Raw genomic sequence first — 13,261 nt, 5'->3', positions numbered from 1 at the left:
TATTGTCTTACCGTTCCTGATTCTATAATTCTGTCATCCCTTCAGGATTAAAAAAGCCTGAAAGGCTGCATTTTTATAGAACCAAAGGCATTAAAGAGATTCTAAACCCCGAAGGGTTGATACATTTATTATCCGTGTCCTTAACTAAATGACATTGGGGTTAAGGGAGGTGGCTTACCAATTAAAAGTTTCCGGGGATGCGGTTAAAGGTCAGTTTGATTCCTGGATTTCCTTTAAGTTTTTTTCGGCCAGTTTTTTGATCTTGCTGCTGATGGTATCAGCTATTTTAACGGCCTTCCGGGCGGCGGCCAGGGCCTTTTCCTTTTGTCCGGCATGTCCCAGGATCTGGGCATAGGTGCTTACAATACCGTAATTGTCAGGTGCCATTTCATAGGCTATTTCTATAAGATGCGCAGCCTGGTTCAGTATTTTCGGGTTTTCCTTCCGGTAGTTATAAGCCGACCGGGCTATGAAGGCAATGGTTTCCTCGTCGTCCTGTAAATGGTTTTTCAGGTAATCGTCAGAAGTGCTTATAAATTTCTCTTCATCAACATTGTTCAGGTAGAACTGGCAATGGAGGATTGCAATGTCCCTGGGGTTGGAGGTGAGTGTTTTTAACGAATCGAGTTGTTCAAAGAATTGTTCTGCATTGTTCTCTTTTGAGGATTGGTACAGTTTTCTTTGCAGGGCACGTTGGTAGACCTCATATACGGCATCTTTTCCGAAACGGTCCATAAAGTATTCTTTGTGCGAATCCATAAAATGGAACAATTCGGATTGGTCGTCGTAAACAAAACTTTCGGTCAGTTTCCAGCCGTATTCAGACTTCAGCCATGCGCTGTCCACTTTTTTCAGCAGCTTATCACGTACATCCCCGGCCCTGGGATCCCTTAATTTGTTGAGCTGAATGGCATAACGGGCCATTTGTTCATTGTTCATTTCATTGTCGAGGTATTTCCGGGTAAGGGTTCCGAAGGCCTGTTCCGGGTCCATAGCCTTTTTTCCTTCGTTTATAAACTTATCGGCTTCCATTTTGGATTTTGCGAGGTGCACAAGTTCGCCATCGCCGTTCAGGAACAGGTAGGTAGGGAATGAATTTACCTGATACCGCCTGGCCAGTTCCGGACCTTCGCCTTTTTCCATATCGATCTTGTAATTGATAAAGGATTCGTTGTAAAAATCATATACGGACTTTTTGACAAAGACATTCTTCTCCATCCATTTACAGGGAGCGCACCAGGAGGTATAACAATCTATGAATATGAGCTTTTCTTCCTGTTTTCCCCGGGCGAGAATATCTTCAAATGAGCCTTCGGTAAAGTGGATTTCGGTATGGTCTTTCTTTTTTTCTTCCTTACAGGATAGTATAAAGAGGCTCAGGCAGAGATATACATATATTTTTTTCATGTTCATGGTATTAATATCCTTGGTTTTGTTTTATGATCCCTTCCGATAATTCTACGGTCTGTACAGGGAAGGGAAGGATTAACCTGGTTTCGGAAGAGAGTTCTTTGAAACTGTTGATATCGATGTCGCCCTCCTTGTGATACCGAACCAGGTCAAACCATTCTTCACCGCTTTCCGCTCCCAGTTCCAGGACCTTTTCGGCCCGGATGGCTTCCAGGAGTTCGTTTTTTTCCGTAATGGTGTTCAATGGGTTTTTGCTGCGTTCCCGGATAACGTTCAGGGCTTCTTTTGCTTCATTGAGATTATCATTGCCCCGGAGAACGGCCTCGGCATAGATCAGGTAAATTTCATCGAGCCTTATAAAATATTCGGTGTCTGCCGTAAGTGGGGTCCCGTTATAGACCGAATTGTTGAATTTGTTGTTGCGTGCACTTCCCGATTCCGTAAAAGCGACAGCTGCTTCGTAACGGGCATCCGTTTCCATCAGGGAAACATAATCGTCAGACAGGCCGAAATAGCTCCTGAACATAAAAGCCTTGTTGTTCCTGTTGTTCAGGTCGTCAAAAGGTGTTTGAAAGATCACTTCATAGGGGTCCTCGATCTTTTTGGTAAAAATATCCCCGAAATGTTCTTCCAGTTGCCTTTCACCGGACTGAATGACCTCGGAGGCAAGTGCGGCTGCTGCTGCATAATCCTTTTTATATAACAGTACTTTACTCTTTAGCGCCCTGGCCGCCAGGTTCGAGGCGTAAAAAGTATTTGTAAAGGCCGGTGCATTGGCTATGGTATAGTCGAGGTCTTCTATGATAGACGCATACGATTCTGCTACGGTGGCACGGGCCTGGGGGGCCGCATTGCTTATGGGTTCTTTTTTGATAACAATACCGTATGCTGAACTTTCATCAAAAAATTCGCCCCATAAGCGCAAGAGATAAAAATGAGACTGCGCCCTTAAAAACCTGGCTTCTGCAATGATCTCCTTTTTTCGCGGATCGTTCGTATTCAGCATTTCTGTCTTGGAGATCACATGGTTTGCATTGTTGATGAGAAAATACATTTTGGTATATATAAATTCCAGATAATAATTGTCCGGGGTGACCTCATTTATAAAAAATGCATTTTCCGCGCCGCCACCAAAGCTCCCGGGCTGCATCGTGGTTCCCATCATGGAGGTCAGGGCAGGCATATAACTGATGTATTCCGCGCCTGAAACCAGGGTGCCATAAACTCCGTACAGGGCCGTTTGTGCCTGTTCTATATTGGTGATCACCTTGTCTTCGGAAACCTGGTATACCGGTTCTACATCCGTAACATCGGTGATTTCACATGAAGCAAAGAGCAGTGATAGGGTAGCGGCTGCGGATAGGCGGTATATGGTGTTTTTAATTGTTCTCATAGTAATTATAAGTTTAAGTTGAGCCCTAATGTAAATGTCCTTACTATCGGGTAGGCAGCACTGTCATATCCCTGGCTGAAATTATTCGCAGCATTGTAATTTACCTCGGGGTCCAGGCCGCTGTAAGAAGTGATCACAAAAACATTACTGGCAGACAGGGAAATACTGGCTTTTTGTATAAAGAGCTTTTTCAGTACTCCCGGATCGAATTTATAGGTCAGGTGAATGTTCTTTAACTTAAAGAAAGAGGCGTTCTCGATAAAGAAATCCGAGTCCCGCCTGTTGTTATTGGGGTCTCCGGCCACTAATCTCGGAACACTGCTGTTTGCATTGTCTGCGTTCCAGGCATTTACGATGTCGTCGGAATAATTGTATCCGTAGTTATTGAAGATCAACAAATCCCTTTTATTGGCGTTGAACAGGTAATTCCCCACACTAAAATTGAACAGCGTGGATAATTCCAGGTTACCGAACCTTATAATGTTATTCCATCCACCGAAGAAATCGGGTTCTGCATTGCCGATAACATCAATATCATCCGTACCTATAAATCCGTCCCCGTTAACGTCGCTGTATTTAAAATCGCCCGGCGCGGTCTGCCCGGATTGATATACGTCTGTGGGAGAGGCCGTGTTCAGGCGGTCTATTTCATCCTGTGTCCGGAAAATACCTTCTACCCGGTATCCCGAAAAGTAGCTTACGGATTCTCCTTCCGTTAGGTTGCGGTAGTAGCCTCCGTTCAGTTTTAACACTTTACTGCTTATGCTGGACAGGTTAATTTCCGAGGTCCACTGAAACCTGCTTTCCCGGAATATATCCACACTGAGCTGAAACTCGAAGCCCTTATTCTGAAAGTCACCTATGTTGGCAAACTGGCTGCTTCCGCCAGTTTCGAGGGTAACATCCCTGGACAGGATCTGGTCTGATGTCTTTTTGTTAAAATAACCTAAGCTGCCGTTGACCCTTCTGTCAAACAGGGAATAGTCTACCGCTATGTCTAACTGGTTGGTGGTTTCCCATTTGATGTCCGGGTTGGGAATGGTATTGGATACCACCCCATTGTGATTATCGTAAAAACTTCCGGACTTGAAGAAAGTGTCGTACTGAAAATCGGAGAAGTTGGCCGAACCGGTCTTTCCGTAGGAAGCCCTCAGTTTAATATCGTCTACGGAACCGGCGTTTTCTATAAAGGGCATCCTCGATATTCGCCAGGCTATGGCTCCCGAAGGAAAATAGCCCCATCTGTTCTCCGGGCCGAACTTGGTCGATTTATCGGCCCGGCCGGTAAAGGTCAGGTAATAAATATCGTCGAAATTATAATTGGCCCTGACAAAATAGGAAGAAAGCCCGCTTATGGTCCCCCCGCTTTCAAGGGTCTGACTGGAAGCAGATCCTGGTGTTACCATGACAAAATCGTCCGGGAAATCAGTAGCTCTGATCGTTTGGGAATTACTCTTGTTTTGTGTGTAAGAAGCCCCGACAACGGCATTTATACTGTGTTGGTCCAGGCGCCTGTTGTACGTTAAGGTATTGTCGAAGATCCTGGAGGAAAAATCAGAATCTGTCTGGTTTAAGGTCCCTTTGCGATTGTTCCTGATCTCAAAAATATCGTAGCTGGGCGTGTACCTGAAACTCTTGTTGTCTCCCTTGGTGTAGGAATACATGGATTTAAAGACCAGGCCATTGGCAAGCTGGTATTCCCCGAACAGGGAGACCAACAGGTTTTTGGTGTCTACATAGGAAGGATAGCGCACTTTGGCATAGGGATTGGACTGCACGCTATCGGTGGCTACGGCATAATTTCCATTTCCGTCAAATATGGGGATGTCCGGCCTGTAACGTATGGTCTGGTAATAAAAAGTGGAGTTACTCCCCTTGTTTTTGGAGTCGCTGTAATTAAAATTAACCCCCACCCTCAGTTTCTCGGAAGCCTTGGTCTCTAATTTGCCCCTGATGTTATTACGCCTGAACGAGGTGTTGTAAATGGCCCCTTTCTGGTCTGTGATCCCTGCGGAAACCGAATAAAGGGTCCCTCCATTCATGGAGCCCCCGTTGATATTGAGGTAATAATTGGTGTTGACGGCAGCCTGGTCCGTCTCGTTTTGCCAGTCTGTATTAATGTCGCGGCCGTAGGGAAAAAGCTCGTTTTCATCGGGCAGTTCCTGCTCCGCATTTTTATAGGCTGTTTCTATGACACGGTGAAACCCCCGGCTGTCGAGCATGGAGTATTTGTTGGTAAACTCCGAAATGCTGGTAATGGTGTTAAAGCTGATACTGGGTACCGAGGAATAACTCCCCTGTTTGGTGTTGACAATAACGACCCCGTTGGCCCCTCTGGACCCGTAGATCGCTGTTGCCGAGGCATCTTTAAGAATATCGATACTCTCGATGTCCTGCGGGTTTATGGAGGCCAGGGGAGATATGGAATTGGAGAAGCTCTCCGAATAAAAGGCATTGCCCTGTCCCTGGCTTATTTCAATGGGGACCCCGTCTATAACATACAGCGGTTCGTTATTTCCAAGTACAGAAGTGATCCCCCTGATCCGGATGGAGGCCGCGGCTCCCGGTGCTCCCGATGAGGGCACGACATACACTCCCGGGGCACGCCCTACCAGGGCGTTGTCAAAATTGGCCGGTGCCAGTTTCTGAATATCCGAGGCATTAATTTTGGAAACAGAACCGGTGATGTCTTTTCTTTTTTGGGTGCCGTATCCCACCAATACGATTTCTTCAAGGGATTGTGTGTCTTCTTTCAGTGTAATATCTATTTCATGCCTGCCGTTTATACTGACCTCCCGGGTCTCCATTCCGACAAAGCTGAAAACCAGGGTGTGGTCGTCCCGGACCTTGATAGAATAGAGGCCGTCGGTGTTTGTAGTGGTACCCTCCCCGGTTTCCCTGACGATGACCGTTGCCCCGGGAAGCGGCATTCCGTTGGGATCGGTCACCACTCCGGAAATGTCTGTTTTATCCTGGACAACCGGCTTCGGCGCTGGTTTTTCGGAGGAGCTTTGCGTCTTCCGGTAAATGACAATTTGTTTGTCGACCAACCGGTAAGCCAGTGATGTTTTTTCCAGTACGAGTTGCAATATGGTCTCTGCCGATGCATTGCTCACCTTCAGTGTTACAGCGTCCAGGCCTTGTACATCTTTGGTTTTGTAGAGTATTTTGAAGTCTGACTGCTTTTCAATTTCCCGGAAAACTTCCCTGATCTCTACCTGCTCCACACGTAGTGAAATTTTTGATTTTTGTGAATAGGAGCGGGCCTGGACCTGGAGCAGGCATATGGTACACAGCAGTAAAGAAAGTTTCATCTTCAGGCCGGTTTTGGTAATTCCCGGGCGCACGAATCCCGGGATTGGTGTTTTTTTCATAATTTTGGAATGGTTTAAGTCTATTTTAAATCTGTTTAAGATAGCGGGGGAAACGTTGGCGCGTTTCCCTTTTTTATGGAATGGTTTTACATCATAGGACCTTTAGTTTTTTATGATTATGCGATTTTTTTCGATATAGTATTCAAAATCGGTATTGATCTTAAAGGCTTCCAGTACCTGATCAATACTTTCGGTATCAAACCTGCCACTGTAACGTACCTGGTTTAAGGAAGGGGCTTTATTGGTAATGGATACGTTATAATGACGTTCCAGTTTTTTCAGGATGTCTTCAAAGGTGTCATCGATAAACAGTAATTCACCCCTGGTCCAGGCAACATATTTGCTGACTTCCACTTTTTTCACTGAGATACCGTTATCTTCTGCGATTGCAGCCTGACCGGGCTTTATGACCACCGATTTTCGGGTAACTGTTTCGCGAACGGCAACACTTCCTTCTACCAGCACCGCGGTTGTCCGGTCATCATTTGAAAAGGACGAAACATTGAATTTAGTCCCCAGAACCTCTATGTCCATTTTCGGAGTATGGACTACAAAGGGAACCTTTTCGTTTCTGATTACCGAAAAATATCCTTCCCCTTCGAGGTATACATTTCGCTGGCCTTTTTCTTTAAAAGTAGAAGGGTATTTCAGCTTACTGCCTGCATTCAGGGATACTTCAGAACCGTCCGGTAATTTCACCCGCACCCTTTTTCCATAGGGTACGGAAAGCTCATTAAGGGGCGTAGTGGTCTTATTGGTCTTTGTTGTTTCCGGATTGATATCCTTTGTCCGGGTATAGGTATCGACCGTAATTACGGGTTTGTCATCTGTTATTTTTTTTACCGTACCATCTTCCAGCTTTAGGGTAATGGCTGGATTGCGGTCTCCATCGGGTAAACCTCCTTTCTTAAAGATCAGCGATAATACCGAAACCACGGCAATGGCCAATATAAAAACAGCAGCGTATCTGAAGTATTGACGGGAAAACCGAACTACCCTGTTCGGGCGGTCCCCGATAGCTTTTTCCAGTGCTTTTAACTTTTCATCCGTTTTGATATTTCCGATACTGAGTTCAGCAAGACTGTTGACCTTCCTGTATTCTTCGAATAATTGCTTAAAACCGGGGTCCTTTAGTTTTTCTTTCAGCTCGGCCAGTTCTTCCGGTGAAATTTCGTTGTTGAGATATTTTACAATTAAATTTTCCAATGCGATTGTCTGATCGGTTTAATTCCGGGACGGTAAAATATTTAAAATCCCCTAAGCATTATTTTACTTTTTTTTAAAATTTGTATTATAATCGCAAAGAATTAAGACAGATCAGGGATAAATGGAAGATGATTACCTTTTATCGGAGCTTAAAAGAGGAAATAAGAAAGCGCTCTGCGAGATATTTCGTATATACTACAAAATAGTACTGGCCTATTTGGTAAAGCTAAGCAATAATTTAACCCTGTCCGAAGATATAGCCCAGAGTTGTTTTGTTGATTTATGGTCCAAACGGAAAACGCTTAAGATCCATACGTCGATCAAAAAATATTTGTTCAGTATGGCTTATAATTCTTTTGTTGACGATTATCATAAAAAAGTAAAGGAGCAAAACTCATACCGGGAGTACTGGTATGTCCGGTCAGAAGATGAGGAAGATGATCAGGGTGCTTTTGAAAATATTGACGACAACATAGAAAAAATGCAATCCCTGATCGGGGAATTACCGCCCAGATGCAGGGAAATATTATTGTTGAGCAAACAGGAGAGGTTGAAATACAGAGAAATAGCAGAACGCTTGAACATTTCTGTAAAGACCGTTGAGGCACAAATGTGTATCGCCATGAAAAAGCTGAGAGAAGGATTTAAAAAATGACCCGGGGCTTCAAACCGGTTTTTGTACTTAATTTGATCTTTTCGAAAAGCGTGCATTCAGTCAAAAATTTCATTTATCAAATGTTTTATTTTCTTATAAAATGTTTAATTTGTCGGGCATTGGTTATGACTAAAGTCATCTGATTGCTTTTATTTTTCAGTTTATTTTATGGGATGTCAGTGATTTGCTGTCTTTTTTGCTCAATTTTATGTCTAAATTTAAACAGTCTCTAAAAACTATACCGTAAGTAGCGTTTTGGATTGATGAGAAAAAAGTATAATGGTAATAAATAAAACATTTGGGATTTTTATTACTTCGGTTATTGTCTCAGTATTTATTATAAGCTGCGCGAATGGCACTGATTCCAATAATTCTGAACACGAAAAGGAAATTAATAACCTGGTGATATTTGCAAAATCATATGGACTGGTAAAATATTTTCATCCCAGTGACAACGCTGCAAATATCGATTGGGGCCTGTTTTCGGTATACGGCACAAAACAAGTACGCGAGAATACCGGCAAATACGCTATCAATTCCGTATTAAAAAATATGTATAGTGCCATTGCCCCAACGGTCTTGTTTGGTAATAAAAAACAACCGATTGAGAATATCAGTACTACCGATTCTTGTGGCAAATGGGCGTATTGGCAGCATCAGGGGCTTGGAATGGATGCGAACGATCTCAGTGAAATATACTATAGCGTCAGGGTCAATGCTGTTACCAAAAAAAGTGAAGCCTCTCATCTGGGTAAAATTCTGAAAAATTTTGATGCTAAAGACTACCTTGGCCGTGAAATAGTGTTTAGGGGGAGAGTCCGGCTAAAAGACTATTCGAGGGGAACCGGGCATTTGATATTGAAGATTACGGATAAAGACGGAGGGACCTCATTTTACAATGCCATGTCCAGGAAGCCTATAAAAAATAATGAATGGGCGGAATATACGATCAGGGCAAAGGTAGATTCTTCGGCAAATAAAATTGCTTTTGGTTTTTCCCTTAAGGATAAAGGAACACTGTTTATAGATAGCTATTCTATTTCACAGGGAAAACCAAATACAAATTCTGAAAAACCTATCCTCAGTAAAGGTAGCCCAATGGACTTAACTACGGATTGGGAACGCGAGGGAAGCGGATATGCATTCTTGCCTGAAAAGAAGCAAACCGGCAAAGAAAATACAGCCATAGCCTTAAAATTTACAGATTCTGTTACTGAAAAAGTTGAAGGTAAATTATTTGAAGAAACTCCGAAACCAAATGAGGTACTTACCAAAAAAATTGGCGATGCAACTTATTGCAGGCTTCCCGTAACCCTTTGTCTGGAGCATGGAAAAACCCTTCCGTTAGTTCCGAATAGTGGCATTGCTCAATTCAAGGAAAAACTTAACAAAACTAAAATTGATACAAGCGGATTGGATTTCAGAATAGCCAATGTCATAAAGGTGTACAATATTGTTGAGCATTTTCACCCTTATTTAAAAGAATTAAATATAGATTGGGAAAAAGAGCTTAGAAAAGCTATTTCAAAATCCTATAAAGACCAGACTTTTGCCGAGCATGTGGAAACTCTTGAAAAGATGATATCCAGGCTGCAGGACGGACATGCCAGAATTGAAGGGTATGATAAGGAAAAAGGAAGACTCCCTGTTGCCTGGGATATTTTGGAGGGCAAACTGGTGATTACAAATGTTTTGGATAAAAAATTGCCTGTGAATGTAGGTGATGTTGTGGTTAGGATCAATGGAGAAGATCCCGATGTTTTTTTAGACAAGTTCCGGTCAAAAATATCTGCGGGAACAAAAGGCTGGCTCAATGTTAGGCTAAGGAAAGAATCGGTTATTGGAAAGCCGGGTGAAGAGATCACTGTCAAGGTAAATGATAAAGCGGTTCCTCTTTCATATACCGATACAATTCATAATGATGGGAAGCGAAAAAATTGGTACAGGCCTGCATATAGGAATATTTCAAATGACACAAAATATATAAACCTTACAATGAACGATATCAAGACTTTTAATAATTTAATTCCGAAATTTATTAAGGCCAAAAATCTGATATTTGACCTGAGAGGATATCCATATCCGGATCTCACCTGGGATGTTATTTCGTATTTAATCAAGGAAAAAGATACTGCATCTTCGTGGATGAGGCTGCCCAAATATATCTATCCAGATCAGGATAATGTTGCCGGTTATATAAAAGCAGGTCGGCGCCTTGAACCCAAAAAGCCTTATTTGGGTCAAAAAAATATTGTTTTTTTAACTAATGGTAAAGCCATTAGCTATTCCGAAAGTTTATTGGGTTATGTCAAAAGTTATAAATTGGGTACAATTATCGGCCAGCCTACTGCCGGAGCCAATGGAAATTTTAATGTGAGCTCTCTATTGGGGGGATTGAAATTTGTATGGACGGGTTTATATCTGGTACAACCAAATGGCGAAAAAGTCTTTGCAAGAGGCATACTCCCGGATATTGAACGGGAAGAAACGATTCATGGTTTAAAAGAAAATAAAGATGAATTCCTGGATTTTGCTATTCAATATTTACAGAAAAAAAATAATTAATAATATCTGCCGTAAACCGAGCAAAGGTTTGACTTTCACTTTGATAGTAATGCCCGATGGATTTTAATTTTTGTTATGAAAAGAATTTATAGTCAATCAAACAGCTGTACTCTTAATTGTTGGGGATGGTACTATGAAACAGGAATTAGTTGAAAACGCATATCAGATTTTTCAAGCTAATTACTCCTTAAGAAAGATGTTTGATGGCACGTATTCAATATGAATAACTATGATCAGGCGTCAGATAGAATTTTCTAAAAACAAAAAACCTGTAAAATCAACATTTTACAGGTTTTTTTGTACCTCGGGTGGGAATACCGTAAATTTTTTCTGTTTTCAAACTCTCATAACTTGCTGTAAATCATTATATTTGAGATGGGTGAAATTTACTTGAATCTACTTTTTTTAAGTTTTTTCCAAATTTTGCCACCTTTTTTGCCACCTCTTTTGTGCAGTTAAATCAATTGGAATTATTATGCAAGTTTCATTTCATATCGTTAAGAACAAGATAGATAAAAAGGGATTTGTTCCCGTTTATTACACCATAACCTTGAATGGACAAAGAATAAGAAAGCAGGTTAAAGGGGTAAAATGTCTTCCTTCTCACTGGAAAGATAAAGAGGAAAAGATCAAAGCACCTTATAAATCTGAAGCGTATAATTTCCATTTGGAATACAACAAGAAAATAGAAGAGATCAAAACGAAATTTGCCGACTTATACCGGTATATTCATTTGAATGGTTTAAGCCCTTCCAAAGAATTTATCATGGAGAAGATCGAAAATGATGGATGGGCCAACGTAAATTTTTCTCATGATTTTTTTACTTCTTTTCAGGAGTTCATTGACATTAATAAGACTACAAAATCCGAAAGAACCATAAAAGGCTATGTGACAAACAAGAACTTTTTAACCGCTTTTGAAGCGTTTACAGGTGATAAGCTGCATTTTGAAAGTATCGACAGGGAGTTTTATGAGAAACTAAGGGATTATGCCTTTGAAGAAAGAGAAGCGAGGAATAACTATTTTTTCAAGATTATATCGGTGCTCAAAACTTTTATGAACTGGGCCTATGAAAGGGGTTATCACGAGAACCTGGCTTATCAGAGATTTAAACGGCAGGAAGATGAAACGGAAGTCATTTATTTAACAATGGATGAATTAATGACATTGTATAACCATGACTTTGAATCCAAACGTTTGGAGCATGTAAGGGATGTATATTGCTTTGGTTGTTTTACCGGATTGCGATACAGCGATATAAAACAACTAAGGACATCCAATATATTTGACAATCACATCCGTATTAATGTGCAAAAGACGAGAACCATAGATCATAAAATACCGCTAAATGTGTACTCCAAAGCCATATTAGATAAATACAGGGACACCGTTTATGAACCTCTTCCGGTAATTTCCGGACAAAAGTTCAATAAATACATAAAAGAATGTTGTGAAGAAGTAGAAATAAACACTCCCACAACCATTACCCGGTATATCGGCCAAAAACGTATTGATAAAACCTTTCCGAAGCACGAGTTGATTACAAGCCATACTGCACGAAAGACTTTTGTTACCAATAGCCTTATTTTGGGAATGAAAGAAATGATTGTCCGGGATATAACAGGGCATAAAAAAGAAAGTTCTTTTAAACGTTATGTGAAAATAGCGGATGATTTTAAGCAGAGGGAAATGGACAGTACCTGGAACAAAGTATGAACCGGATTTTTAAAAATATAGGGGTATTGATGATAAAGGCGGATAATGCCTTTAATGGTTTGGTCCGGACAATACGCCATTTTTTCAGAACCAATCTATTTGCCATGTTTTTTATCGTTTTATTCTGTGCATTTACTTTTGTAGAAGTAACATACCTGTTAGATGATGCCTACGATACCACTGACCGGATTATTGCAACTGTTTTGTATTTTATTTTTTTAGTGGTGGCTACTACGGCATTATACTTTTTCTTCAAACGAAAACGGATAAAAAATGTTAATGGTAATTGGGAGGTGATAAATTTTGAGGAAATAACCGATAAAGAAATGACCCCGGAAACCAAAAACACACCGGAACCTTCTATTTTTATCACAGCTCCACTGCACACGTCCATAAAATTAAAACTAAGGCCACAGGGGCACCACGGAAAGGAAGGAGTAGGGCAGAAAGACATGGTCAACTATTTAAATGACTATTATAATCATCAATACGAGAACGAAATCCGGTATTTCGTTTACATGCACTTTGAAACCGAAAAAAAGCATCAACGCCTTCGGAAAATAAAAGGTCCTTTTGAAGCCCCTCCCATAGATGATAAAACCAACTTTATTGAATTGTTTTGGGTTTTGTGTAAAGAGGAAATTATCACCAATTCATTTTCGGATGTTTCCGCCTTTCTCAATACCATTTATCCCTGGTTGGGAAATTCCATAGAAAAAATTCCCAGTGAGAATAAATTTTCAGAGCACTATAAAAATACTCCCAATATCCGGACCTTCCTTAACCGGATTAAAAGAAAGCGATAAAGATAAAAACGCTTTATTGTTGAGTACACTTGTCTTATTTTCAATTCCTTGTATTTCCGATTAGGCGAATATTTAACGAGCCTTCTCCTTTTTAAGCCAACTTTGAACTGTTGAAACGGAAGTTTAACCTTAAAA

8 protein-coding genes are annotated in these 13,261 nt (G+C 41.2%); 4 read left to right on the top strand and 4 right to left on the bottom strand.

Annotation, left to right across the window (positions count from 1 at the left end):
• Positions 1 to 210: 210 nt before the first annotated feature.
• The 4 genes from KN811_RS11160 to KN811_RS11145 form a co-directional block, all read right to left on the bottom strand.
• A complete protein-coding gene (locus KN811_RS11160) occupies positions 211 to 1,407 on the bottom strand; it encodes a thioredoxin family protein (protein WP_187964589.1) in 1,197 nt (398 codons plus the stop codon).
• Positions 1,408 to 1,417: 10 nt separating this feature from the next.
• A complete protein-coding gene (locus KN811_RS11155) occupies positions 1,418 to 2,803 on the bottom strand; it encodes a RagB/SusD family nutrient uptake outer membrane protein (RefSeq protein WP_187964588.1) in 1,386 nt (461 codons plus the stop codon).
• Positions 2,804 to 2,808: 5 nt separating this feature from the next.
• Positions 2,809 to 6,177, bottom strand: a complete 3,369-nt coding sequence (locus tag KN811_RS11150; protein ID WP_187964587.1) for a TonB-dependent receptor — start codon at positions 6,175 to 6,177, stop codon at positions 2,809 to 2,811.
• Between the two features lie 102 nt (positions 6,178 to 6,279).
• Positions 6,280 to 7,383 (bottom strand): FecR family protein, encoded by a 1,104-nt coding sequence (locus KN811_RS11145; protein ID WP_187964586.1) that lies wholly within the window; start codon positions 7,381 to 7,383, stop codon positions 6,280 to 6,282.
• Between the two features lie 121 nt (positions 7,384 to 7,504).
• On the opposite strand from KN811_RS11145, the gene KN811_RS11140 reads away from it, so the two are divergent.
• From KN811_RS11140 to KN811_RS11125, 4 genes are all read left to right on the top strand, one after another.
• Positions 7,505 to 8,038 (top strand): RNA polymerase sigma-70 factor, encoded by a 534-nt coding sequence (locus tag KN811_RS11140; RefSeq protein WP_187964585.1) that lies wholly within the window; start codon positions 7,505 to 7,507, stop codon positions 8,036 to 8,038.
• Between the two features lie 279 nt (positions 8,039 to 8,317).
• The gene (locus KN811_RS11135) at positions 8,318 to 10,603 is read left to right on the top strand and encodes a S41 family peptidase (RefSeq protein ID WP_187964584.1); all 2,286 of its coding nucleotides are present in this window, start codon (positions 8,318 to 8,320) and stop codon (positions 10,601 to 10,603) included.
• Between the two features lie 475 nt (positions 10,604 to 11,078).
• On the top strand, positions 11,079 to 12,320 hold the full coding sequence (locus KN811_RS11130) for a site-specific integrase (protein WP_187964583.1): 1,242 nt from the start codon (positions 11,079 to 11,081) through the stop codon (positions 12,318 to 12,320).
• A gap of 26 nt (positions 12,321 to 12,346) precedes the next feature.
• Positions 12,347 to 13,126, top strand: a complete 780-nt coding sequence (locus KN811_RS11125) for a hypothetical protein (RefSeq protein ID WP_187964582.1) — start codon at positions 12,347 to 12,349, stop codon at positions 13,124 to 13,126.
• The last annotated feature ends 135 nt before the right edge of the window (positions 13,127 to 13,261 follow it).

Source organism: Sinomicrobium weinanense (assembly GCF_018863395.1).
Taxonomy (GTDB): Bacteria; Bacteroidota; Bacteroidia; order Flavobacteriales; family Flavobacteriaceae; genus Sinomicrobium; species Sinomicrobium weinanense.
Note: the sequence above shows the minus strand (reverse complement) of the source record. Positions and strands in the feature narration are given on the sequence as shown.

What these genes read in the sequence shown, in the direction of transcription:
- KN811_RS11160 (WP_187964589.1), bottom strand. Translation starts at nt 1,407, where the DNA reads ATGAAAAAAATATATGTATATCTCTGCCTGAGCCTCTTTATACTATCC.
- KN811_RS11130 (WP_187964583.1), top strand. Translation starts at nt 11,079, where the DNA reads ATGCAAGTTTCATTTCATATCGTTAAGAACAAGATAGATAAAAAGGGA.
- KN811_RS11140 (WP_187964585.1), top strand. Translation starts at nt 7,505, where the DNA reads ATGGAAGATGATTACCTTTTATCGGAGCTTAAAAGAGGAAATAAGAAA.
- KN811_RS11155 (WP_187964588.1), bottom strand. Translation starts at nt 2,803, where the DNA reads ATGAGAACAATTAAAAACACCATATACCGCCTATCCGCAGCCGCTACC.
- KN811_RS11135 (WP_187964584.1), top strand. Translation starts at nt 8,318, where the DNA reads ATGGTAATAAATAAAACATTTGGGATTTTTATTACTTCGGTTATTGTC.
- KN811_RS11150 (WP_187964587.1), bottom strand. Translation starts at nt 6,177, where the DNA reads ATGAAAAAAACACCAATCCCGGGATTCGTGCGCCCGGGAATTACCAAA.